The sequence below is a fragment of the Nostoc sp. UIC 10607 genome, assembly GCF_047228265.1.
In the GTDB taxonomy this organism is placed as follows: Bacteria; Cyanobacteriota; Cyanobacteriia; order Cyanobacteriales; family Nostocaceae; genus Nostoc; species Nostoc foliaceum_A.
Genome location: NZ_JBIQNW010000020.1, coordinates 89,056 through 114,037, shown reverse-complemented (window position 1 = coordinate 114,037; position 24,982 = coordinate 89,056). Strand labels below are relative to the sequence as shown.

21 protein-coding genes are annotated in these 24,982 nt (G+C 43.0%); 7 read left to right on the top strand and 14 right to left on the bottom strand.

Translation table 11 applies throughout. From position 1 onward, the window contains the following. Positions 1-39: 39 nt before the first annotated feature. Entirely contained in the window at positions 40-1,368 is a 1,329-nt protein-coding gene (locus ACEYW6_RS18545; RefSeq protein ID WP_412980885.1) for a hemolysin family protein, read from the bottom strand. 240 nt (positions 1,369-1,608) lie between these two features. Between ACEYW6_RS18545 and mfd the strand changes: the two genes are divergently transcribed. Beyond that, positions 1,609-5,142, top strand: coding sequence for a transcription-repair coupling factor (mfd, locus tag ACEYW6_RS18540; RefSeq protein WP_412980884.1), 3,534 nt, complete (start codon positions 1,609-1,611; stop codon positions 5,140-5,142). Between the two features lie 175 nt (positions 5,143-5,317). Here mfd and ACEYW6_RS18535 read toward each other — a convergent pair whose 3' ends face one another. Next, positions 5,318-6,184: a GNAT family N-acetyltransferase gene (locus ACEYW6_RS18535; RefSeq protein WP_412980883.1), complete on the bottom strand. Its 867-nt coding sequence runs from the start codon at positions 6,182-6,184 to the stop codon at positions 5,318-5,320. A gap of 623 nt (positions 6,185-6,807) precedes the next feature. On the opposite strand from ACEYW6_RS18535, the gene ACEYW6_RS18530 reads away from it, so the two are divergent. After that, entirely contained in the window at positions 6,808-8,238 is a 1,431-nt protein-coding gene (locus tag ACEYW6_RS18530) for a hypothetical protein (RefSeq protein ID WP_412980882.1), read from the top strand. 23 nt (positions 8,239-8,261) lie between these two features. On the opposite strand, the gene ACEYW6_RS18525 is transcribed toward ACEYW6_RS18530, so the two are convergent. The 5 genes from ACEYW6_RS18525 to ACEYW6_RS18505 form a co-directional block, all read right to left on the bottom strand. Then, the gene (locus ACEYW6_RS18525; protein WP_412980881.1) at positions 8,262-9,659 is read right to left on the bottom strand and encodes a sensor histidine kinase; all 1,398 of its coding nucleotides are present in this window, start codon (positions 9,657-9,659) and stop codon (positions 8,262-8,264) included. Between the two features lie 257 nt (positions 9,660-9,916). Beyond that, positions 9,917-11,581: an FAD-dependent oxidoreductase gene (locus ACEYW6_RS18520; RefSeq protein WP_412980880.1), complete on the bottom strand. Its 1,665-nt coding sequence runs from the start codon at positions 11,579-11,581 to the stop codon at positions 9,917-9,919. Between the two features lie 64 nt (positions 11,582-11,645). Further along, positions 11,646-11,855, bottom strand: coding sequence for a hypothetical protein (locus ACEYW6_RS18515; RefSeq protein WP_412980879.1), 210 nt, complete (start codon positions 11,853-11,855; stop codon positions 11,646-11,648). A gap of 82 nt (positions 11,856-11,937) precedes the next feature. Next, the gene (locus tag ACEYW6_RS18510) at positions 11,938-12,615 is read right to left on the bottom strand and encodes a hypothetical protein (RefSeq protein ID WP_412980878.1); all 678 of its coding nucleotides are present in this window, start codon (positions 12,613-12,615) and stop codon (positions 11,938-11,940) included. A 198-nt stretch (positions 12,616-12,813) separates the two neighbouring features. Continuing rightward, positions 12,814-13,845 carry a VOC family protein gene (locus ACEYW6_RS18505; protein WP_412980877.1) on the bottom strand — a complete coding sequence of 344 codons (1,032 nt, stop codon included), beginning with the start codon at positions 13,843-13,845 and terminating at the stop codon, positions 12,814-12,816. A 234-nt stretch (positions 13,846-14,079) separates the two neighbouring features. On the opposite strand from ACEYW6_RS18505, the gene ACEYW6_RS18500 reads away from it, so the two are divergent. From ACEYW6_RS18500 to ACEYW6_RS18490, 3 genes are all read left to right on the top strand, one after another. Then, complete coding sequence (locus ACEYW6_RS18500) at positions 14,080-14,703, top strand: DUF3859 domain-containing protein (protein ID WP_412980876.1); 624 nt, start codon at positions 14,080-14,082, stop codon at positions 14,701-14,703. A 5-nt stretch (positions 14,704-14,708) separates the two neighbouring features. Then, entirely contained in the window at positions 14,709-16,514 is a 1,806-nt protein-coding gene (locus ACEYW6_RS18495) for an asparagine synthetase B family protein (protein WP_412980875.1), read from the top strand. 69 nt (positions 16,515-16,583) lie between these two features. Then, complete coding sequence (locus ACEYW6_RS18490; RefSeq protein WP_412980874.1) at positions 16,584-17,816, top strand: diaminopimelate decarboxylase family protein; 1,233 nt, start codon at positions 16,584-16,586, stop codon at positions 17,814-17,816. A gap of 196 nt (positions 17,817-18,012) precedes the next feature. Here ACEYW6_RS18490 and ACEYW6_RS18485 read toward each other — a convergent pair whose 3' ends face one another. Next, the gene (locus ACEYW6_RS18485; RefSeq protein WP_230966159.1) at positions 18,013-18,273 is read right to left on the bottom strand and encodes a hypothetical protein; all 261 of its coding nucleotides are present in this window, start codon (positions 18,271-18,273) and stop codon (positions 18,013-18,015) included. Positions 18,274-18,352: 79 nt separating this feature from the next. Between ACEYW6_RS18485 and ACEYW6_RS18480 the strand changes: the two genes are divergently transcribed. Next, complete coding sequence (locus ACEYW6_RS18480; RefSeq protein ID WP_412980873.1) at positions 18,353-19,114, top strand: hypothetical protein; 762 nt, start codon at positions 18,353-18,355, stop codon at positions 19,112-19,114. Positions 19,115-19,160: 46 nt separating this feature from the next. Here ACEYW6_RS18480 and ACEYW6_RS18475 read toward each other — a convergent pair whose 3' ends face one another. The 3 genes from ACEYW6_RS18475 to ACEYW6_RS18465 form a co-directional block, all read right to left on the bottom strand. Further along, entirely contained in the window at positions 19,161-19,781 is a 621-nt protein-coding gene (locus ACEYW6_RS18475) for an rRNA large subunit pseudouridine synthase E (protein ID WP_190895513.1), read from the bottom strand. Between the two features lie 64 nt (positions 19,782-19,845). Then, positions 19,846-20,811, bottom strand: a complete 966-nt coding sequence (locus ACEYW6_RS18470; protein ID WP_412980872.1) for an acetamidase/formamidase family protein — start codon at positions 20,809-20,811, stop codon at positions 19,846-19,848. 174 nt (positions 20,812-20,985) lie between these two features. Then, complete coding sequence (locus ACEYW6_RS18465; protein WP_412980871.1) at positions 20,986-21,462, bottom strand: hypothetical protein; 477 nt, start codon at positions 21,460-21,462, stop codon at positions 20,986-20,988. A gap of 153 nt (positions 21,463-21,615) precedes the next feature. On the opposite strand from ACEYW6_RS18465, the gene ACEYW6_RS18460 reads away from it, so the two are divergent. Further along, positions 21,616-22,848, top strand: coding sequence for a DUF4336 domain-containing protein (locus ACEYW6_RS18460; protein ID WP_412980870.1), 1,233 nt, complete (start codon positions 21,616-21,618; stop codon positions 22,846-22,848). Positions 22,849-22,949: 101 nt separating this feature from the next. On the opposite strand, the gene ACEYW6_RS18455 is transcribed toward ACEYW6_RS18460, so the two are convergent. The 3 genes from ACEYW6_RS18455 to ACEYW6_RS18445 all read right to left on the bottom strand — a co-directional run bounded on the left by ACEYW6_RS18455 (position 22,950) and on the right by ACEYW6_RS18445 (position 24,980). Beyond that, positions 22,950-23,156, bottom strand: a complete 207-nt coding sequence (locus tag ACEYW6_RS18455) for a hypothetical protein (RefSeq protein WP_412980869.1) — start codon at positions 23,154-23,156, stop codon at positions 22,950-22,952. A gap of 112 nt (positions 23,157-23,268) precedes the next feature. Next, positions 23,269-24,603 (bottom strand): GTPase family protein, encoded by a 1,335-nt coding sequence (locus ACEYW6_RS18450; protein ID WP_412980868.1) that lies wholly within the window; start codon positions 24,601-24,603, stop codon positions 23,269-23,271. Between the two features lie 104 nt (positions 24,604-24,707). After that, a complete protein-coding gene (locus ACEYW6_RS18445; protein ID WP_412980867.1) occupies positions 24,708-24,980 on the bottom strand; it encodes a hypothetical protein in 273 nt (90 codons plus the stop codon). Positions 24,981-24,982 lie beyond the last annotated feature (2 nt).

The following is a 24,982-nucleotide window of genomic DNA, read 5'->3' as shown; positions in this document are numbered from 1 at the left end:
GGGTATGGTGCATCGTAAATCCCATGCACCATACCATTGCTAGTCAGCTTTTGTCGTATCTGGTAATTTATTTCCCTTAGGTACGACTAGCACCTTATCAACGCGGTTACCATCCATATCCATCACTTCAATTCGCATACTTTGCCATTCAAAATGATCTGCTGCGGCAGGAATACGACCTAAATGAGTGATCACAAAACCGCCTAAGGTTTGATAACTGCCGCGTTCTTCAGATTCCCACTCTTCCATACCGAAAAGTTCCAAAAACTCTTCTACGGGCAACATCCCATCCAAAAGCCAGGAGCCATCTTCGCGTTGTACAGCTTGTGGTTGATCCTGTCCATCTGTTGAAGGAACATCACCCACAATTTCGCTCATGATGTCGTTAAGAGTGACTAATCCTTGAATCACGCCATATTCATCGACTACTAGCGCCATGTGAGTGATGGTTTGTTTGAACAATTCCAAAACTTTCAAACCACGGGTGCTTTCTGGGACAAATACGGGCTGTCGCAATCCCACTGTCAAGTCTAGCGGTTCTCCTCGGAAACTCCTGGCTAATAAGTCGGTAACAGGGATAACACCTAGCACATTGTCAAGTCCCCCCTGACAAACTGGATACCGAGAATAGGCACTATCAACCATTTTTTGACGATTTTCTTCAGGAGAGTCGTCTAAGTCTAGCCAGACAATATCGGGACGGGGTGTCATTAAGTAGCTGACAGGGCGATCGCCTAAACGAAAAACTCGCTCTACCATATCCTGTTCGGCTTCCTCAAAGGTTCCCGCCTCAGTGCCTTGCTCAATTAAGATTTTAATTTCTTCTTCGGTGACTTGCGGCTCGGTAGAAGCTGTAATTCCCAGTAATCGCAAGATCAAATCTGTAGAAGCGCTTAAGAGATAGACCATTGGGGAAGCGATCGCTGATAAGGCACGCATTGGAATCGCTACAATCGATGCAATCCTTTCTGGGTTGTTTAATGCCAGACGCTTTGGTACTAATTCGCCAACAATGAGTGATAAATACGTAATGATTAAAACAATTATCCCGAAGGAGATTGGTTCACTATAAGGTGCTAAAAAAGGTACACGCCCCACATAGATTGCTAGTTTTTCGGCAATAGTTGCTCCGCCGAATGCACCAGTCAAGATACCGATCAGGGTAATGCCCACCTGAACTGTAGACAAAAATTGATTCGGAGACTCAGCTAGTTTCAGTGCTGCCCTTGCCTTGGCATCTCCTTGGTTGGCAAGCTGCTGTAGCCTAACTTTCCGTGCTGAGACAATTGCCATCTCAGACATAGAAAACACGCCGTTGGCAATAACTAGCACCAAAATGATTAAAATTTCAAAAGTGATGGAGGACATGTTTAAATTGCGGCTTATCAGAGCGAACGTAGCTCAATTCTTAGTATCTAGTATTAAAGGTACTTCGATAAATGCTTTGACTGTACACAAAGTAGTAGTTATAGTTCTTAAGTTTATTAGTCGCTGTGCATTATTCTTCCACCGAAAGAACTAAGAAGGCTGTTAACACTTTTAAAATAGTTGAGATAAACTGCCTCAAAATTTTCTGACCCACAAAGACTCCCACCGCTAGTAGTACTTATGTCATTTTCTTCTATTGTGCGTGCCTTAGCGCGATCGCCGCTCACCACTGAATTTATTTCTAAGCTAAACCGACAACAAGAATTGCGGTTAAATGGCATTCCTCGACTCCCCAAGGGTTTGGTGGCTTCGGCTTTGGCGCAGTCTCAGGGCAAGGATTTGTTTGTGGTTTGCGCCACTCTGGAAGAAGCTGGACGCGTTTATGCACAACTGGAGGCAATGGGATGGCAAACAGTACATTTTTACCCCACCTCCGAGGCTTCTCCCTACGAACCTTTTGACCCGGAAACTGAGATGAGTTGGGGGCAAATGCAGGTACTGGCAGATTTGGTAACAGGGGACAGAGGGCAGAAGACAGGAGAGACAGAACTGAACAACACTTTGCCCAATCCCGGAATTAAGCGAACTTTGGCAATTGTGGCTACTCAAGGGGCACTGCAACCTCATTTGCCTCCACCAGAAGCTTTTGGGCAATTCTGTCTTACATTGAAGCGGGGGATGGAATTAGACCTGAATAGCTTCAGTGAGAAAATAACTATTCTGGGATACGAACGAGTACCTCTGGTGGAAACAGAAGGACAGTGGAGCCGGCGGGGCGATATTGTTGATGTGTACCCAGTCTCATCTGAGTTTCCAGTCCGGCTGGAATGGTTTGGCGATGAAATCGAGCAAATGCGGGAATTTGACCCAGCAACCCAACGTTCCGCCCTCGACAAAGTTGATCAGTTAATTCTTACCCCCACTAGCTTTGCTCCCATCGTCATGGGGGCACTGAAAAATAGTTCTGAGTTGGGAGTTATGAGTGATAAGTTAAATTCTGACTCAGAACTTAGCACTGAGAACTCATCACTCTTGGAGGGTAGTCGTCGCTTTTTGGGGTTGGCTTTCGAGCAACCAGCGTCCCTGCTAAACTATTTATCAGAAAATACCCTGATTGCCATTGATGAGCCAGAACAGTGTCATGCTCATAGCGATCGCTGGGTAGAAAATGCAGAGGAACAGTGGAGACTGGGGACTGGCGAAGAATTAAACCTGCCAAAAATTCATCGGTCGTTTGATCAGTGTCTGGCTGACGTTGCAAAATTTAAAACATTATATTTTTCAGAACTGGCAGAAGAAAATGATGGGATCAATCTTGCCAGCCGACCTGTTCCAGTCACACCGCACCAGTTTGCTAAACTAGCTGAAACCATCCGCCAAGAACGCGATCGCAATTTCTCTATTTGGCTGCTTTCTGCTCAACCTTCGCGTTCTGTCTCTCTATTGCAAGAACATGATTGTCCGGCTCAGTTTATACCCAATCCCCGCGACTACCAAGCAATAGATAAGCTCCAAATTAACCATATTCCCATAGCCCTAAAATATTCTGGTCTTGCGGAATTAGAAGGTTTTATCCTGCCTACATACCGATTGGTAATCGTTACAGATCGAGAATTTTTTGGGCAACATTCCTTGGCGACTCCCGGCTATATCCGTAAGCGCCACAAAGCTACTTCTAAGCAAGTTGATCCCAATAAGCTGCGTCCAGGCGATTATGTGGTTCACAGAAATCATGGTGTTGGCAAATTTGTCAAGCTGGAAAGTTTGACGATTAATAACGAAACCCGTGATTATTTGGTGGTGCAGTATGCTGATGGGTTACTCAGAGTCGCAGCCGATCAAGTAGGTGCTTTATCTCGATTCCGCGCCGCAGGTGATAAAGCACCGGAACTCAACAGGATGACCGGGAAAGCTTGGGAAAATACGAAGAATAAAGTCCGTAAAGCCATCAAAAAATTGGCGGTGGACTTGTTGAAACTGTATGCAGCGCGATCGCAACAACAAGGTTTTAGCTTCCCAGGTGATATGCCTTGGCAAGAGGAACTCGAAGATTCTTTCCCCTATCAACCCACAACGGATCAGCTGAAAGCTGTACAAGATGTGAAACGAGACATGGAAAGCGAGCGCCCAATGGATCGCTTAGTTTGTGGCGATGTCGGTTTCGGGAAGACGGAAGTGGCGATTCGTGCTGTTTTTAAAGCAGTCACCGCCGGTAAACAAGTGGCACTCCTTGCGCCAACTACTATTTTAACACAGCAGCATTACCATACACTCAAAGAACGTTTTGCACCCTACCCCGTAAATGTCGGTTTGCTCAACCGCTTTCGTTCTGCTGAAGAACGCCGTGATATTCAAAAGCGATTGGCAACGGGTGAATTAGATGTAGTGGTTGGTACGCACCAAATTTTAGGAAAAGGCGTATCATTCAAGGACTTAGGACTGTTGGTGGTGGATGAAGAACAGCGATTTGGGGTAAACCAGAAAGAAAAAATTAAAAGCTTGAAAACTCAAGTGGACGTGCTAACCCTCTCCGCCACACCCATTCCCCGGACTTTGTATATGTCCTTGTCGGGAATTCGGGAAATGAGTTTGATTACCACGCCACCCCCAACCAGACGACCGATTAAAACCCATCTATCACCAATAAATTCCGAAAGTATCCGCACTGCAATTCGTCAAGAATTAGATAGAGGTGGACAGGTTTTTTATGTAGTTCCGCGAGTGGACGGAATTGAAGAGACAACAGCCAATTTACGAGAAGTTTTACCGGGAGCTAGATTTGCGATCGCTCACGGTCAAATGGATGAAAGCGAGTTAGAATCAACTATGCTCACCTTCAGTAATGGCGATGCAGACATCCTTGTTTGTACGACAATTATTGAATCTGGCTTAGATATTCCGCGAGTCAACACGATTTTGATTGAAGATGCTCACCGCTTTGGATTGGCACAGTTGTATCAATTACGCGGTCGTGTGGGACGTGCAGGTATCCAAGCTCATGCTTGGTTATTTTATCCGAAGCAACGGCAATTATCTGATGCGGCACGGCAACGATTACGAGCAATTCAGGAATTTACTCAGCTAGGTTCTGGATATCAGCTAGCGATGCGCGACATGGAAATTAGAGGTGTAGGTAACTTGCTAGGTGCAGAACAATCTGGTCAAATGAATGCCATCGGTTTTGATTTGTATATGGAAATGCTGGAAGAAGCAATACGGGAAATCCGAGGACAAGAAATACCGAAAGTGGAGGATACCCAGATTGACCTCAACCTGACAGCATTTATCCCAGCAGATTACATTACCGATTTGGATCAAAAGATGAGTGCATACCGGGCGGTGGCGACAGCTAAATCTAAATCAGAATTAAAGCAGATTGCTGCCGAGTGGAGCGATCGCTATGGTACTTTACCAGTGTCTGCAAATCAACTTCTGCGAGTCATGGAACTCAAACAGCTAGCGAAAAAACTCGGATTTAGCCGGATTAAACCAGAAAACAAGCAGCACGTCGTTTTAGAAACACCAATGGAAGAACCAGCTTGGAATTTGTTAGCAGCGAATTTACCAGACAATCTCAAAACGCGCTTTGTATATTCTCCTGGTAAAGTTACAGTGCGCGGGTTAGGAGTTTTTAAAGCAGATCAACAATTGCAGAATTTGATTGATGCTTTCGGGAGAATGCAAGGTGCGATTCCAGAGGCGGCTGTTGTTTAATCAAAAGCAATCAGCATTATTAATTAGGATTACAGGCGATCGCTCTCGGAAAGAAGTCTGCGTAGGCGTAGCTCGTCGCATACATTACCTTTTGTAAACCTAATTTTTCACAGGATATGGAAAAGGGGGAATGGGTAAGCTGCTATATCTGTGTTTAAGTCAATATTTTTCAAGCCTAAGTATCTTCAAATAACACTAAACCATACTTCTCGCCAGTAGGTAAAAACCCGATTCCTCGATAAACGGCTTGGGCTGATTGGTTATTATGACCTGTAAACAAGATAGCGCGTTCTACTCCTTGCGATCGCGCATCTAGCAACGAGCTTGCTACCACACTTTTAGCGTAGCCTTGACCCCGCAGGGCTGGCGGTGTCCACACTCCACCAATTTGCACAATATCAGGCAGGCTGGCATTAAAGGCAGAGTAAGAAACTGGAGTATCTCCTGCTAGCAAAACCCAATGCATAGCCATAGCTTGACGTGCTTCAATTACGACACGGCAAGCTGGACGCAAACTGAGAGTATCTGTTTGTCCTAAAGTTTCCACATTATAAGCAGCGCACCACTCGGTGAGTAATTCCAACTCTTCTGGATGTGGCAAACGACACTGCAACTTTGCCGCTGCTAAAGCTTGAGGTATTTGCAAGTCTCGCAGTGTCAGAGAAAACAATATCTCAGGCTCATTAAGCTGAGTTGGTCGGTTGCTAAGTCCCAAAATGCTTTTTGTCGCTTCAACTTGTGCTGCTGGCCCACTAATTCCAGAGATGACACGCCCTGACTGTGCCACAACTGCTTGCACCACCTCTGGCAAATGTACAGGGGCTTGGACTATTACCATGCCATTCCAAAAGTGGGCTGCAACTGCCACTATAGTTTCATCTATGTATGCCGCTACATAAGTTCCTTGAAATCTTGCGCCTTCATCAAGCAGTCCCGCAGTTCGCCAATTAGAGCGCAAAAACATAGAAGTATCGGTGTGTTGCAAGAGAAATGCTTCTAGCGATACTTCATCTCCAGGTTGCAGGGTTCTCAAAGTAGGCACAAAAAACTCTTGAGTGTCCAATTCAGTTTACCGAATAAGCGGTTTTGGGAATAGTAGCAATGCCACTTGTAAAGCTGGTTATACCTAGAATAACCGCAGTGATGTTTGGCGACAAACAACTTCTCTAAGTTCCCTGCGGGACGCTTACGCGCAGTTTCCCTGGAGGGGTACACACAGCGTGCCGCAGACAGACACTTTGCGAATGCGTCTATACCAAAAGTACCCTTGAGTGTACTATTCACTGACCAATTGTATATTCCATGCTAAAAAGTGAATGATCGATACAAGCAGCAACTAAGCAAAAACAAAGTGGTTGAGTATCTTGGCAAATTTCCTCAAACTATTTCACCAAGGCGGCGGGAAGTCCACTTGCTTTTTAGGGTGTCCGGGATAGCCGCCCTGCCGCCGTTAACTGTTGACTGATGACTGTTAACCGTCAACCGTCATCAGTATGCACGTGTTATTCCATCTCCTTTTAGGAGATGGGATGAGCTTAAAGATATTCACTAGTACACTGTGATGGAAGTTTCCCTACCTTTATCTTTTCAAGCTAGCTGGATTTGCGCTTTGCTGTACTAGCCCTATTCAACACTTCTAAACTTTAGAAAATAATTGGAGGCACAATGATTTCTAATCAAAAGATAACTGATAATGATTGGAATTTAGATGAAAGTAGAACACTTATTCAGGCACTTATAAAAGATTTTTATAAAAACAATCTAAATAGTTTTGTAGATCCAATTAAACAAGAAGGATTGATAGCAGCCGGAAAAGAAATATCTCAAATAATTATCTTGTTTAATAGACTTCAAAAACTCATCAATAGAAATACACCACAAAAGATTTGGTGGGACAAAATACCGAGAATAGTTATACCTGACAATCGGGATAAAATTCAAATAGAACTTACTGAACTCTCTAAAGCTTTAATATTTGCAATAGAAGCTCTGCGTGAATCATCATCGAATATCAATATTGCTCAAGCTATTAGATTTGATGTTGAACAAATTGTTTGCAAATATGAACATCCTCTCACAGGATTTATTATCAATCCATTTCTATCAGTCCACCGTTCACCATCAACGACAACTAAAGTAATTTTTGGGCTTATCAGTGCCGTTTTTATATATGGAGGAATTACTTCTTCTTCTATTGCCGGACTTTGGATTTTCTCAGAAATTGTTAATTATTACAACAACAATAATTATAACGTCAGCAAAAAATTATTACAAAATGAAATAAAAGAGATTCAAAAATATACAGATAACCGGGTTGAGCAAATCCAAAATAAAGCTGAACAAGATAATCAATCAGAAAAGATAAATTCTACTTCCATAAATGATGGTAGTAAATTGAAACAAAGTAAAGAAGAAATTAAAGAACTAAGTATAATATCACAAAAAAATGCAGAATTTAAGAGTACAGAGCTAACCACACTAAATAGTAATCTTGCTGAATTAAATGCACAATATAGCAAAAGACAATCTGTGAATGCGAAGTATAATGAATTTCTGCTCCAACTAAGTTTAGCTATTTCGGCAGGAACATTAGGTAGTATTATCAGTATTTTAATCAGAATTGAAGAATTTCAGAAGAAGAAATATTCTGACCCATTAACTCCATTCCTTGTTGGTGCTTTTAAACCAATGATCGGGGGAGCATTTGCTGTTTTGTTTTTAGCTTTGATTAATTCTGGAATAATACTAATGTTTATTAATCCAAGTGTCTTTAAGCTAAATCCAACTACCAATCCAGAATCATCTCAAGACCAACAAAGGTCTTTAATTTTTGTAATAGCATTCGTTGTTGGTTTTAGTGAAAGACTTGCAAAGGATTTTATAGGCAAAGCAGAAGAAATAGCAGGCGCTAATCGAGAGAACTCTGAATATAAACCAGTTACTAATGAATTATCAAGCGATGTAGATAGTTTAAATATATTGCAAAAAAAACTAGCTAATAGTGTAGTCGCTTCAAATACACTGCCAAATCAACTAGATAGTAGTGATTCTCTAAATAGTGCAGATGATTTAAGCTCTAGCAAAGGCGATCGCTAATCTCCACAATTGGTGGGATAGGTTCATTGATTTGGCAAAGGCAAGCAGATGGTGAAACAAGTTCTACCTGGCTGCGACTCAAATGAGAGCGTACCATGATGACGATTTTCTATAATCCGGCGAACGGTTTCCAAACCGAGTCCTGAACCACGCCCCACTGATTTGGTGGTGAAAAAGGGTTCGAAAATACGCGTTTGAATTTCAGGTGGAATTCCACTGCCAGAATCGATTATGTCAATATGAGCAAAGCGATCGCAATGCCAAGTTGTAATTTCCAGCAATCCCTTACCATTCATTGCATCAATGGCGTTGTCAATTAAGTTCGTCCACACCTGATTCAGTTCACTGCCGTAGGCAAGGATTTTAGGAAGATGTTGATCGTAATTGCGTTGTATTTTGATGTCGCACTTAAGTTTATGAACAAACAATCGTAATGTATCTTCTAAACCTTGATGTATATTTACTTCTTGCTGAATGCCTTGATCGAGGTAAGCATAAGACTTCATCGATTGCACAAGTTCAGAAATCCTCTCGGCTCCTCGCAAACCATGTTTAATCATCGACATGACTTCAAATGAGAGCGATAGCCAGTGCAATCCCATTTCTCGTAATTCAGTATCATCGTTGCGCCAACGTTCCATCATCTGATCTAGGGTTTCAACCTCAACACCACCTTCCGCTAAAGGTTCCGCTAATTTCCAGGCTTGCTTTACACCATAGTCTTCTAACCATTCCAGCAACACGGTTTCGCGATCGCTTAGTGTCACCGGATCTAAACGATTATTCAAAATCGCATCATAGCCTTGATCGCGCAGTCTCAACCAGTCTTGAGTATGCGCTTCCTCAACATTGCGTTGCCCATAAACTAAGTTCATTCGTTGTAGCTCCAGGATGGCGGCTGGCATTTCCCCTAACGTCCGAACGAGGGCTGAGGCTGGGTTGTTGAGTTCATGAGCTAGACCGGCGGCAAGTGTCCCTAAAGCTGCCATTTTTTCCCGCCCACGAATAAAGGACTCTAGCCCCCGAAGCCGACGTTCCATAATGCGGAAGACCATCCGCTCAAAATCACGACATTCATGCAGCAGTTTACGGAAGTCCTCTGCCTTAATTTCATAGAGGTTGCAATTTGTCAATGCCCGCATTGTCACAGGTACAGGTTCATCTGTGAGTACTGGAATTTCCCCAAAAAAGGATGGAGCTTCGTGTTGCCCGATGGGAATTTCAACTCCTTCACTGCGGCGAGTAAGCTTAATTTTACCTTTGACTAGGATAAATAAGCCGCGTCCAGGGTCTCCCTCATGGGTCAATACTTCTCCGGCAGGGAGTTCAACTGTTTGAGCGCGATCGCAGACCCACTCCAAGCGCTCTTGAGGAAGCCGTTGAAACGGGTCTAAGTTGATCAATTCTTCAATACATAACATTAATGAACCCCCTATACTAATTCGTAATTCGTAATTCGTAATTCGTAATTAAGAGAGTTAGATGTAACCTGGGCTTTGTAGCTGGCACCTGTAGTATTCTTTTGGAGAATTGATCTAAATACCAAATGTGAAAGAAAGTATTGTTTCAAGAATAGACTAAAAGATGAAAAACTTCTCTGAGTAAGCTTTGTGTAGTTTGTCATTAATTACGAATTACATTAGCGAGTATTCGAGCGTCATTACGAATTACGAATTAGCTAAACATTGCTCAGGTAGCGATGAACGAATTGAATGGCGATGGAACCTTCTCCCACACCGGATGCCACCCGCTTAATTGACCCAGATCGCGCATCTCCAGCTGCAAAGATGCCAGGAACACTGGCTTCTAGTAAGAAAGGAGAGCGTTCCAAACGCCAACCTTGAGGAGATTTGCCATTATGCATTAAGTCCGGCCCTGTGAGGATAAACCCCTGAGCATCGCGTTGAATAACACCATCGAGCCAATCCGTTTTAGGGCTAGCACCAATGAAGATAAAAAGCGATCGCGCTGGCACGGTTTCAGTTTGTCCAGTTTTGGCATGGGCAATCACAATTTCTTCTAAATTTTCATCTCCCTTCACTTCCACAACGCTACAACCTGTGCAAACTTTGATATTTGCAGTAGCCGCAATCTGGTCAATCAAGTATTGCGACATACTCGATGAAAGCGACTCACCCCGCACCAACATGATCACTTTGCTGGCATACTTAGAAAAATGCATTGCTGCCTGTCCGGCAGAATTTGCCCCGCCTACTAGGTAAACCTCTTCATTGGTACAGGCGATCGCTTCAGTCATGGCAGCACCGTAATAAATTCCTGCTCCCTTGAGCTTCTCGGCTCCTGGGACATTTAGCCAGCGGTAGGAAACGCCAGTTGCAACTAAAAGTGCATGGCAACTAATCTCACTGCCATCCGCCAATTGCAGAACCCGATAAGGATCTTGCAGCTTAACTCCGGTTACGACTTGAGGAGTGAGAATTTCTACCCCAAATCGTCGCGCCTGAGTGACTCCCCGTCTGGCCAAATCGCTACCACTCAAGCCAACAGGAAACCCTAAATAGTTTTCAATGCGTGAACTCGTGCCTGCTTGCCCGCCCGGAGCCTCACGCTCAATTAAAACTGTACTCAATCCTTCAGAAGCGCCATAGACGGCGGCTGCCAGTCCAGCAGGGCCACCACCCACGATCGCCAAGTCATAAAATGGGCGTTCTGCCTGGGTTTGCAGTCCAATTTTAGCCGCAATCTCTAAATTAGATGGTTGAATTAATCGGGAACCATCGGGAAACAGCACCAGGGGCAATTGCTGTCTGCCATCGGCTTCTGCGTATTCTACTAATTTTTCTGCATCCGGCTCCAGTTCAATATCTAACCACTTGTATGGAATCTGGTTACGTGCCAGGAAGTCTTTCACCTGGTGGGAAAAAGGCGACCAGCGATTACCAATGACTCGAATCCCTTCAAAAGGTGGGCGGAATCCAGCTAGCCAGTCATCTAGCAAATCATCCAAAACCGGATATAGCCGTTCTTCTGGCGGATTCCAGGGCTTGAGTAAGTAATAATCAAGTCTGGCACTATTAATTGATTTAATGGCAGCATCCGTATCTGCATACGCCGTCAGCAAAGCACGTTTCGCATTAGGAAAGATGACTTTTGCCTGTTCAAGGAACTCCACACCTCCCATTTGAGGCATTCTTTGATCCACCAAAAATAGAGCAACTGCTTCATTCCGCAATTTGAGTTGCTGCACCGCGTCTAGAGCAGTAATACCAGAATCTGCCCGGACAATGCGGAAGCGATCGCCATACTGATGCCGCAAGTCTCGTGACACTGCTTGCAACACTTCTGGATCATCATCGACGGTTAAAATTGCAGGTTTCGCCATAAGTAGTGTTACTTAATAATTGCAGTGCCTAGCCGTTATCTTCAAAAATTTGTCGTCAGAATATCTACTGTTTAACCAGTTGTTTTAAACGAAAGTATGCCTCTTCTGGTGTCAACGGTTCGGATTGATTTTGATTAGGTATATAAAATACCCAGGTATCGGGAAAGTAATGCACTACAAAGCTTGGAATCAAACCCAAGGTTACTGCTTGCTTTCCGAGTTTTTCAGTTTGTTCTTCTAAACTCAGTTGGTCATGAAATGGATGTTCAGCCATACTTTTTCATCTCCCTGCACTTTATTTGACTTTGGAAGAACGTTTAACATCAGCATTGCACGAATCAGCTTTAGGTGATTCACTATGTTCCAGAATGAGCTTGAGAATATTTTGTCTTTTTTTCGTAACTGCGCCGACGATTCAATCCAGAAAAACCAATCACTCCCATACAAAGAAGCGCTATGATCTGACTTGCCTCTGGAACTGTTTGAAACGTTTGAACTGAACCTGAGATTAGAGGCAAACCTTTTACAGGAGCGGTTATATCTGGGTTATTGAGTGTAAGGTTCTCCAAAAGAAGGAGCGTCCCAGTAGCACCGCTAAATCTGCCCGCGCCACCAGTAATAGATATAGTATTAGTCACCCTTCCCACAGAATTTGGGAAATCAAGTATGGCACTACCACTGACAGTTCCAAATAGTCTATCTTCTCCTTGACCAGAAATTGTCAGATTGCCAAACGGTAAGTTCTCTAGACCAAACTCCGCTGGGTCTGGCTCAATGACAATCACACCTGTATTCGGGTTTAATTTACCATAGCTTATATTTGTAAGTCTAGTTAGACCGTATGGTGCATCAACGTTTTCTCCAAGACTTTTTATTCTTAAAACGTTTTCTGTAATGGGTGTAAGGGTCGTTTGTGAATTGTAAGTACTTTCAAATGGATATTGTGTCTGTGCAATTGCACTTGGGAAATTTGACCCGAAACTTATTACAGTCAACGCTACCGGAACAAGCCATGTAGTGGATGAGCGGAGCATAATTTACCTGATTTTTAGTAGAGAATGTCCAGCCTTTTCAATTAAAATACAACAAAATAAAACTTTTTTGAGCTATAGAAAGTATGATCGCGTTTTTTCGCATTGTCCCCGACAACTGGCAACAGGGGGAGGACGCGTAAAAACTTTTAATAACTCCTCTTGAAGAAATTAGCGATGTCTACGACGCTCTTGCACTAGTTAATTACCTTCTAGTAAATTCCAGAAGTAGCCATCTGGCGCAACAAAAGAGAAACTCATCTCGCCAAACTCATTACTAATGATGTCTGTAACTTTTTGTACAGTACTTGCTTTGATGCGATCGCAATACTCCTGTATTCCCTTCACTCGATAGGTATATAAAGACATACCCAAGCTACCTGGTTGGGCTGCCTCAAAGCGCGATTCTAAATTAATAGATTCTGGGAATCGAATGATGTAAAGTCTACCGCTGCGTGCAGCCATGAAGTCAGACTTAGAAGAACGAGGATCATCAAAGGTAGTAACAATAAATTTTTCACCAGGGTTAAGGTCAAAAATATCTCGGCCTGCTGGCGAAGACTCATAGCTAGTTTCGACATCATCACGCACACGCAGCAAACCCAAAACTTCTTCGTAAAACTTCAGGGTTTCTTTGCTGTCATCTTGAACGATGATCCCCATGTGGGTAAACTGACTAGTCTTGAGTGCAGCATTATTGTTAACTTGTCCGTAATGCGGCAGTGCATAGCCAAAACGTTGAAATAAAACCTGTCGAGTCAAGGGTTGCAGTAGCAGCATTTCTCGCACCCCAACTGCTGGCTCAATAAAAGGACGGCTTTTCCTCTCTTTGTTGTAGATGACTTCCCAATAAGGGTTAGTGTGCCTAATAGGCAAACCTGCGGCTTTTGCATCTTCTATATGATTTAAGATACTTAACACATCTGCCGTTAAGCTTGTCGCCCAGCGATTTCCCTTAATTTTCATCGATGCTATTCCCAAACCTTGATGCGTGGGGTTTTGCCAAACCATCAGCCGAATCAAACCATGATCTGAATTTTGGTGGTAGAGGCGGATTGAGCGTAAGGACGAATTCACCCCATATAATTGATAGGCTACATCTGCGGTTAATTCACCCACTTCACCAATGCGATAGCCAAATTGCTCCCAATACTGAATTGCAGAAATTGGCTCTGGGATGCCGATACAAACTTCATAGATACCTTCAATAGCGGTTTGTTGTTCTTGAGTCATAAAGTGCTGAATTAGGAGAGACGCGATGAATCGCGTCTGTACAAGAGTGAGGAGTAAAGACGCGATGAATTGCGTCTGTGTTTACAAAAGTATCTCTTAAAGAATCCGAAAAGCAACAACTTTATTTTGTAGCTTATGATGTACCTACAAAAGTGAGATGTGACTGAATCATAAATTCTTCTGATTGGATGTAATCAATGATCGCTATAAAGTTTTTTTAACAGGAGTTAAGCTATGACGCAGCGACTGACTCAAGAGCAATTATCACAAATAGTCACGGAAGTAGAAGGTCTGCAAGTGCGTCGGGAAGCGGAATTAGACCAACAGCAGGTTAGAGAAATTTTACAGGAGTTGAATTTACCGCCAGAGTTACTAGATGAAGCGCTGATTCAGTTAAATCGCCGCCAAGCACTGGAAATACAGCAACGCCGGAATCGATGGATTACCTCTGGAGTTGTGGCAGTTGTAGTGGTTGCGCTCGCATCTACAATATTTTTCATGCAGCAGCAAAATTCTACACTTTCTCGTGTTTCTACTCAACAAGACCGCATCACTTTGACACAAGATAATGGCGGTGACTTGAAAACAGTTTCTCGCCAAACCAATCCAGAAGTGTTGTATCGTGTCACCTTAAAGGATGCACCCTTGGGTCAAAAGCTGGCTCTCTCCTGTAATTGGATTGACCCAAGTGGTCAAATTGTCAAGCAAAACAACTATCAAACCCGCGAAATTAATACGTCTGTCTGGGATACCCAGTGTCGCTACACTATTAATCCGTCTGCAACTGTTGGCAATTGGAAGGTGCAGATGTTCCTAGAAGGTCGGCAGATTAGCGATGAAACCTTTGAAGTTCAATAGTCCAGATGGACAACATCCCGCATCACTTTCTTGGCTATTGGGGTTACGGCGCTCAACAGGAGTTGGAAGCGCTGTTAAATAGTGTTCTGGAAAATCTCTCTCCAAACCTCTCCCCTAAAAGGGAAGAGGCTTTGAATTTTCCCCCTTCCCTACTAGGGAAGGGGGTTAGGGGGTTAGGTTTGAAAATCTGGAATGTTGTTTATATAGGAATCGATGGAAATCTCCCATCGCAACAAAATCAAATTGCTGCTATCTCCGCATCAGGATTACTCACTTCACCCGATGCTTGGGTAAGTCTCCAAGAAAACAACTGCCTAATTTTGGGAAGAGAACCTTTCGGAAAAGTGCCTTTGTATTGGACTCAGCAAGGACAAGTGATCTGGTTTGCATCCCAACTGCAATTACTCTTACCGATTTTGCAGCATTCAGAAGTTAGCATTCCTGGATTATATGGCTATAGCTGTTTTTCTTACGTTCCCACACCCTTAACTCCCATCAATGGAGTGTTTGCAGTGACTGCGGGAACTGAATTATTTTGGCAGAGTGATTGTCAATTAGGTAGTCTGCGATCGCCTGAATCTAAGAATATCCATTCGTGGCGGGAAGCGCCAGAACAGTTAACAGATGAAGCTACAGCAATTACCGAATTGCAAACTCTCCTTAAAGACTCCATTGGGCGACATATTTGCGATTTAAAGGATGAACCTGTTGGGGTGTTTCTCTCTGGCGGACTCGATTCTTCAGTGGTGGCGGCGCTACTGGTAAAAGCAGGGGTGAAAGTCCGCGCCTACACTTTAGATTTTGGTGATGCAGGGATTCCAGAATATCCCTATGCTGAACAAGTCGCCCAGTTTCTCAAAATTCCGCTTAGTAAAGTTGCTGTAACCCCAAATTCGATCAAGAATGCCCTGATTCCTACTGTACAAGCATTGGATTTGCCCTTTGGAGATGGCGTGTGTGTTCCGTTGTATCTCTTATCTCAGAGAGCGAGTCAGGAAACTCAGGTAATTTTTAACGGCGAAGGTGGAGATCAATTGTTTGCTGGTTGGACTAACAAACCTTTAATTGCCGCAGGTGTTTATCAGGCAGAAAATCCCGCCGGACAGGAAACTTTTATCCAGCAATATCTCCGCACTTTTCACCGTCTTGGGGGATACGAATCTCAAGTTTATCAGCCGGAGGTATATGCACAGATACAAAATTTGCATCCCGAAGATTGGCTGTTGGCGGCTCTCGATCAAGATGAATGTCCATCTTTGCTGCATCGCCTCCGCCGTGCCAGTTTGATGCTCAAAGGAGCACAGAATATCCATCCCCGTGCGACTGCATTGGGGTTTGCTCATGGATTATGGGTGCGATCGCCTTTTTGTGATTTGCCTTTAGCAGAATGGACATTCCGCCTATCTGGAGAACTCTGTTTACAAGGAGCTTGTGAAAAATATATCCTCAAACGGGCTGTAGAAAATTGGCTCCCACCGGAAATTGTCTGGCGACAAAAGCGGGGTATGGGGGTTCCCTTAACTTCTTGGTGTTTAAATGATTTTTGGCATCAACTGGGTATCTGGCTAAATCCAGAAATACTTCGCGCCAACAATCACTTTTATCCTCACATTGCGGCACAAATCGTTGAAGGCAAACTAGGAGCAGCTATTCAAGGCCGTCGGATTGGTGAAACACTCTGGTTACTTATTATCTGGCAACTTTGGCGATCGCATGTTTTAAATGAAGAACTAAGTAAACAGTCCTGGGATCATCCGTTTTGGTTACATCCTTGGCTATGGAGAAAATACAAGATAATTCGTAATTCGTAATGACGCTCGAATACTCGCTAACGCTACGCTAACGTAATTCGTAATTTGCTGTATCAGGATGCTTGGTAAATGGTATTAAATAAGTTTACTCAAAATCGCCTTACTCCCCCATTCTCCGGGAAACTTGCTCAGGAGTTACTGAATAACTACGGTTCTCCGCTTTATGTTTATAATGGCGATCGCTTGGGTGAAACTATTGAGCGGATTACCAAAGCAGTCAGCTATCCGCGCACGCAATTTCGCTTTGCCAGCGTTACCAATGGCAACATTGCGCTGTTAAAAATTTTTCGTTCTTTTGGGTGGGGACTTCATGCTAATACCCCAGGAGATATTTACCTGGGATTGCAAGCTGGTTTCGATCCTAGTGAAATTGTTTATAGTGGGAGCAATTTGAATCGGGCTGAGATGCTACAAGTCCTGAATTGGGGAGTTACAACTCTCAATTTTGATAGCCTTGCTCAGTTGCAGTTGTGTTGCGAAGTTTTACCCAAACGCAGAGAGAAATGTATTCGGCTGGGTTTACGCCTCAACTTGCCGGAAATTACGGGAGACAGCCGAATTGGTGTGCGTCCAGAGGAATTTGGTGATGCGATCGCTTTAACTCGCAAGTTTGCATTAAAGCTGAGTGGTTTACACTTCTATCGAGGAACTGGAACTAATGCCACAGCAGCTTTTACCCAGGTGATTGATACGGTAATCGCCACAGCACAACAGTTACCTGATTGGGAATATTTAGATTTTGGTGGTGGTTTTGGCTATCCTTATCACCACAACAAAACAGCCTTTGACTGGGAAATATTTGGGGCTGAGTTAACCGAGAGAATTACTCGTTTAGGACGGAAAATTGATTTGGTGATTGAACCGGGACGAAGTGCGATCGCTGAATGTGCAACTTTGCTTGCTCAAGTTGTTTCTGTAAAATGGCAAGGAGAAAAACAGATTGTCGGAGTTGATACCACCGTTGCTAATCTTTCAGTACCAACAGTATACGGCAGCTACCGAAAAATTATTACTTGGAAACAAGCAGACAATCCATTCATTACTGACATTTGTGGTAATACCACATATTCACGAGATTATCTAGGGAAAAATTGCCAACTCCCGGCACTAGACATTGGTGATATCGTTGCCATTTTAGATGTCGGTGCTTATGGTTATGCCATGTCGTCTCACTTTTTACACCGTCCCAAACCGGCGGAAGTTTTGCTAGAAAATGGCACACACCGTCTGATTCGCAAACGAGAAGACTACAGTGTTTTGCTCACAAATCAATTAATAACTAACATCCAACAACCATTATGAAGTGTATTAACTGCGGAACTGACAATAAACTAAAAGACCGGACAGCTAATCAAGGTCGGTGTATAAAATGCAATCATCCGTTTGCCTTTGAACCGACTAGTATGAGTAATGTTAAGATTACCGATCCTTTTTTTGCAAAGGCGATCGCTGACATTTCTGCAAATAACACTCTATTTTTCACTCCCAAACAACTTTTTTATTTATTAGATAATCGAATAAAAATAAAATCTACTGCAATAGTTGGTTTGTTGTTTTTATATTTATTTTTTAATATTTGGGTGCCAGGGTTCATAGGTGGCTTTGCTTCGTTATTGTTTGGTACTAATTCTTTGCTGATAGCATCTATTATATTTAATACATGCTTCATATTATTTTTATATAAAAAATCTACATCAAACAAAACAAATATTAAGTCTCGCCAAGAATATGCTAGATGCTTACAAATAATAGGATGCATAATTCTTGCTGTAGGAATTTACGCTAGCTTAATTATATATAACTCGTTTAGTCTGTTTTTCATCGCCGTTATTCTAGGGATGTTGTCGATATACTTTGGAACTCGACAGCTACGACAAACTAAATTTACACAGGAGTTTTTAATTTCTCAAAATGATTTCCAAGGTTGGCTAAACCGTTGGCAGCAAATAAATGGTTCAATTCTCAAAATCCTGCCTCCTTCAAAGCAGGAAAATACAACAGCCACGGTTAATCCTGATGTGACTGCTTACAGCTTTGATAGATTAGTCGTTTGTGATAGTGCTAGCATTGCTCAAGTATTAATTGCTAATAATTTTCACTTTGAAAATAATTGTGCAATTCTCAGCATTACCGGATATCCCCAAAGCATTTTTGACACCACAATGCAAATGCTGCGCCGCAATCCAGATTTAAAAGTCTATGCAGTGCATGATTGCAATCCACGAGGAATTGGTTTAGTTCATCATTTGAGAAATAATGCTAATTGGTTTCTCGATAGCGAGATTGTGATTATTGATATCGGACTAACACCACGTCAAATTATCGCTACTAAACGCGGAATGTTCATTCAATCTTCTCCAGAGTCGGCGCAAGCAGCTAAACACCTACCTGAGGAAATACGTCAAAATTTATCTGCTGAAGAATTAGCATGGTTAGAATGTGGAAACTTTGTGGAATTGGAATCTTTCACTCCCCAAAGAATAATTAAAGTTCTGCAAAAGGGTATTGCTGGCAGTCAAAATTTAGAAAGTGATGACAGCAGCTTGCTTTTAGTAGGCGATACGGGTAATGATATGTATATTGTTCAAAGTTTTGGTTGATATAGCGATCGCATCCCAAATGTGCACAATAGAAGTCGAATTTCTGTTACAAAGCATTCGCCTTTGAAGGAAAACCTTTGGATTTACCAAAATTATGCAGAAATTGAAGTTCAGATGTGGTGAGGTCGCGCCATTGACCCACTTGTAGGTCATCTAATTTTAGGTGGGCTATGCTGACTCTGACCAACCGCAAAGTCGGAAATCCTACAGCCGCAGTCATACGCCGTACTTGGCGGTTTTTTCCCTCTGTCAAGGTCATTTCCAGCCAAGCTGTCGGTACATTTTTGCGAAATCTAATTGGCGGAGTCCGTTCAGGTAGCTGTGGCTCTGTTGGTAACAGCTTAACTTCTGCTGGTTGAGTGCGGTAATCTTGAATTTCCACACCTGTTTGCAATCTTGTTATTGCATCTACATCTGGAATTCGCTCTACCTGTACCCAGTAAGTACGTTGATGACCAAAACGCGGATGGGCGAGACGATGTTGCAATTGTCCATCGTTCGTTAACAGCAGCAACCCTTCACTATCCCAGTCTAAGCGTCCCACAGGATACACATCAGGTACATCAATATAATCTTTCAGGGTGCTATGGGTGGGAGCATCTTTTGTAAACTGGCTGAGAACGCCATAAGGTTTGTAAAAAATAATATATCGGTAATGATTTGTCATTGGGCAAAATTATGCAAGAACTTAGGCATCATAACAGTGTAAAAAATGAGCTACATAATGCAACTTACAAATTGACCGTCTTGGAAAAAATTGATTTAGGTAGCATTCCATGCACACCTTTGTGGGGACTGTTCACAACTTGAGTAATGTGGAAATTCACAGCTAAACTACATAATACATAAGCATCTTCTGGTGATAAATTGGTGAAGCGTTCCAGAAAATCAATCATGTTTTTCAAAGCCAGTTCTAAGGCTTCATCTAAGGTTTGAGCAAATCCCATTGTAATGATATGGGTTGGAGTTTCCGCAATTGGTGTTGTTAGTTGTAAATCCTTGCGAAGTTTGAGGGTAATTCTACCGTTCATGGAAGTTTCAATGGCGGTGACATTTACTTCGCCATCTCCCTGTGCAGAATGCCCATCACCAATAGAAAATAATGCACCTGGTACAGAAATCGGCAAAAATAAACGAGAACCAGCTTGTAGTTCGCGGTTGTCGATATTACCACCGTAAGAATCAGGTGGGATAGAAGTTCGAGAGGTTTCTGGAGTAGCTACACCAAGAATTCCAAAAAACGGTTTGAGGGGAATTTTGATGCCAGCACCCGCCGGAAATTCAGCGATATTGTTTGCTAAATCTAGAGGAATGAATCTCAAAGCAGGTTCAGGAAACTGATGTGGTAAAGCTCCCCAACCTGTACGAATCGCATTAAAGCCGACAGGTAAACTAGGTGCGATCGCATCTAATTGTACTTCTAAAACATCCCCTGGTTCGGCATCGCGCACATAAATTGGCCCTGTGAGTAAATGCGGCCCGCCAGCAATTTTGCGTTCTGGTACAAGATTTTGGCAGATGTCGAGAAATTCTGGTGTGAGAAACTCAGGTGGTGCTTTGTCGTAAACGTAGTAACCACTATAAGTTTCCACATCAACTGTATCTCCAGAGTCAATAATGAGTGCTGGTTCTAGCAAATGGCAGAATCCACCTAGATGAACGGTTTCTTTTGAGGCTTTTAAAATGTAATGAGTCACGTCGCTTCGCTCCGAATTCAAAATTAAAAATTAAAAATTAATAATCCCGATAAATCAATTTACTTGCTCTGTATCATGAGTCTGTTTAAGTCATATCATCTCTGCCTAATCACTTATCAAAAAAACTATAAACACTCTTGTGGTCGTTAACTGTTAACTGTTGACTGTTGATGGTTAACAGTCATCAGTCATTAGGTAAATGTACAAATTAAATGCGTAACAGCTTAATTCTACTGCTACCTGTGTAAAGCCTCTTCTAATATCTGATTGTTTTGCTTCAGTCACTAATAGGGAGTTAGATTTATGTAAGTAATAATCCAAACTAACTTTAAATTTTCCATCTACATGAAGTGGATATTCATTATATAGTTGAGCTTTTGTTTGAGCGCAGATTTCAGCAAGGATAGGGGCAATCATAAATTCTCTAATTGATATCTCAGCCGTCGGGTTGAAAAGCTTTATATTGCGCTGTAAGTAATTTTGTAAAAATTCTAAATAGCTAATATCAGCAAAGTATCTTGGTAATTGTAGCTCTGTGCGATCGTCGCTGTACTCAAACTCAGCTACTACATCTATTGTTGGGTTAGGTAACAAAAAGTATTGACTAAAAGTATAACTTTGATCAGGTTTTAAAATTTTATATTTGCTCATAATTTTTATCGTGAATCAACTATACAGAAGATATTACGAATTACGAATTACGAATTACGAATTAGTATTATTATCTCAATAATTTGCTAAACTCCAACTTTGGGGATAGCAAATAAAAACAATTTGAGCAGGGAATTTGGAGGGGGTTGCAGAGTGGCTGATGATGAACGCATAGTCAATACACAACAGATACATCCAAAAGACTTTTCATGGAGATTATGGCCTGTTCTACCACTCTACCCATATGGCAGGCGACAGACAATCCGCAAAGAAGTGGTTAAGGACACAATCTGGAATTTTGACCAGATTCAGGGGATTTTCTACGTTGTTGTACCGATTCGCATGACTGTGGTTAAGCTCGAAGCTGGGGGCCTTCTAGTCTATGCGCCTGTTGCACCAACCCCTGAGTGTATCCGGCTTGTGAATGAGTTGGTAGCAGAACACGGTAATGTTAAGTACATCATCCTGCCAACTATCTCCGGTATAGAACACAAAGTCTTCGTCGGCCCCTTTGCCAGATACTTTCCGACTGCACAGGTGTTTGTAGCTCCCCATCAGTGGAGTTTCCCGCTAAATCTCCCCCTTAGCTGGCTTGGCTTACCCCCGAAACGAACTCAAGTACTCCCAGAAGATAGTAGCAAAACACCCTTTGCTGACGAGTTTGATTATGCGATGCTGGGCCCAATCGAGCTTGGCCCTGGTCGGTTTGCGGAAGTTGCTTTTTTCCACAAGCGATCGCATACTCTTTTAGTAACAGATTCTGTGCTTTCTATCCCAGAAGATCCACCTGCGATCGTCCTATTAGATCCATATCCTTTACTATTTCATGCCAAGGATCGTGCTTCTGACATTGTTGCAGACATTCAGGCAAATCGCCGTAAGGGTTGGCAGCGTATCTCGTTGTTTGCTTTGTACTTTCAACCAAGCGCCCTAAATATCCCCCAATGGAGTCAGGTATTGCAAGATGCCTTGAAAGCACCAGAACGCTCAAGGAAAGCTTATTTTGGATTGTATCCCTTTAAATGGCATCCAGATTGGCAGCGATCATTTGAGGCCCTGCAAGGGAATGGACGTTTGTTTGTCGCACCAATTTTACAAACGTTGATTCTGAACCGCGCACCAAAAGAAACCATCGACTGGGCTGAGAAAGTTGCAAGTTGGGACTTCGAGTGGATTATTCCCTGCCACTTTGATTCACCAATTAAAGCCAAACCGTATCAGTTTCGCCAAGCTTTCTCTTTTTTGGAAAAGCAGCCTGCTGTCAGTGGGGGTTTGTTCAACAGTAGTAGCTATCCTTTGCCAGAGGAGGATTTTAAAGCACTTAGGGAAATCGATGCAGGTTTAAATAAGTTTGGCATTGTGCCATCAGCAAAGGAGAAGGTGTAGAGTCTGAGTTCGATAAACCTCTCCCTAACTTAAACATATTTGAGGGAGAGACAAGCTAAAACCCATACAAGTAAAGGTAGGCAAATTTCCGCCACAATGTACTAGCTGTTGACTTTAGTTTTGTGGACTGCGGGAGTAAACCATACATGACCAATTTCAGCACGACCATTATTTGGTGCGATCGCAAGTAATGCTACAATTCCCACTTGAATATTTGCTGAGTTTTCAAAGACTGTCCAAGCAAGGTACACCCGTAGGGGCACGGCACTGCCTGCCCCCACACCTCGTGATGTAATGTTGTACCGCATCTGAATAGGAACCGCTATATATGAATCTGCGAGTTATCAACCCATAGCAGCCTATGGGCGCTATGTGGAAAATCCATTGAGTAGTTTGCTTTGAGAAACGGATTCTTGAGTTTTAACGTTTGATCCCCTTAAAGCGTTCTTGCGCCGCTTGAAACGCTTCTTGCATCACCAACTGAATTCTTTGGGGATCGGGTTTCTTACCTCCCATTAAATCACCAAAGTAAACGCAGGCTGCTTCCCCTAGTGCCCAGGTATAGGCAGCTGCCCAAGAGGCTGCGATCGCACTACCAAATCCTGGTATAAATTTAATTAATTCCCGCGCAATTGCCTGTGCTAAAAAACCACCTGCAATCGCACTCACAACACCTCCCGCCTGAGATGGAGTGACTGTCTGCCCATATAATTTACCCAACAGTCCCACCATTGATACTTGCAAGGCAGTTAGTACGGGCATTGTGGCAAATGGCAGAGGTACAGCGGCAAGGGTCGCAGACATAATCGAAAATGGCAAAATATAGCGGCGTGCAGCATCTCGGTAAAGATTACCAAGTTGCTTCCCAGTTTCTTCTTGATCTAATAGCTGATAAATCGCTTGCGCTTCTGCTTGTGGGAGTAGTTCTGCTAAGGAATCTCGCAGTGCTTCTAAGCCGTAAAATACCTGAGTGTAGCCATCTTCTTCTAAGGTAAAGTCAATTAGTACAGAGCGATCAGTTATTCCTGCGAAGGCTTGCTGCATTGCGGCAAATGCGCGGTTGACTTCTTGATAATCTGGTGGATAGGCGGGATGATCGACGGTATCGAGAGGATAAACCTCGTGCAAGCAGGTAACTACCAACAGACAGGGAATGTCTGGATACTGCTGGCGCAGCTGTTTAGCAATTTGTCGTAGCGTGTCAGTTGCAAAATCATTGATTTTAACCGTCAGAAGCAAGATTCTGGCGGAACGAGTTTCCTTTTTTAAATCGCCAACTAATTCCTGAATGATTAATTGAGTATCTTGTTTAACATCACCGAGTCCCACCGTATCAGTAAAAATCAGTAACGGCAGGTCATTGGAAGGATAGGCATAGCGCTGGGTGTGTTGCGTGTGAGGACGAAATCCCTGACCGACAATTTCGGGAGAAACTCCCGTCAATCCCCGCACAATTGAACTTTTTCCGGCTTGGGGTTTACCAATCAGCAGTGCTTCAGTAGTTGGCAGTTCGGCTCGAACTTTCTCTAAAATCTCTGCAACCTGAGTTTCGCTCACGCTAAACCATTCAACAACCGTCTGTGCCAGTTGTTCTACGGGTAGGAGTTGCGTTAGATGTGTTGTTGCTTTATTCCAAACACTACCAATGCGGTTTGTCCAGGAATTATCGACCGATTTGGTAGTTGCTCCATTGGTCGGTTCACTTAATTGCTGAGAATTAGTTGACGGTGAGTCAGCATCACGTTGCTCAGTCATTTCCATCTAAACGTAGAAGACCCTTTTTCTAATCTTATAGCGATTCTCAAAGGGATAACCAGTACCGTTAGTAGTGTATAAACTTGGGCGATCGCGTTTTGGAGCTAGCGGTGTCTCACATTCCTAAATGAACTGTCGCCGTAGAAAAATGTAGCAAGGGAAATTATGATATCGACTAACAATGCGATTGCATCGACTAACAATGGCATTGTATCGACGAACAATGCGATTGCATCGACGAACAATGCCATTGCATCGACTAACAATGGCATTGCATCGACTAACAATGCCATTGCATCGACTAACAATGCGATTGTATCGACTAACAATGGCATTGTATCGACTAACAATGCGATTGCATCGACTAACAATGCCATTG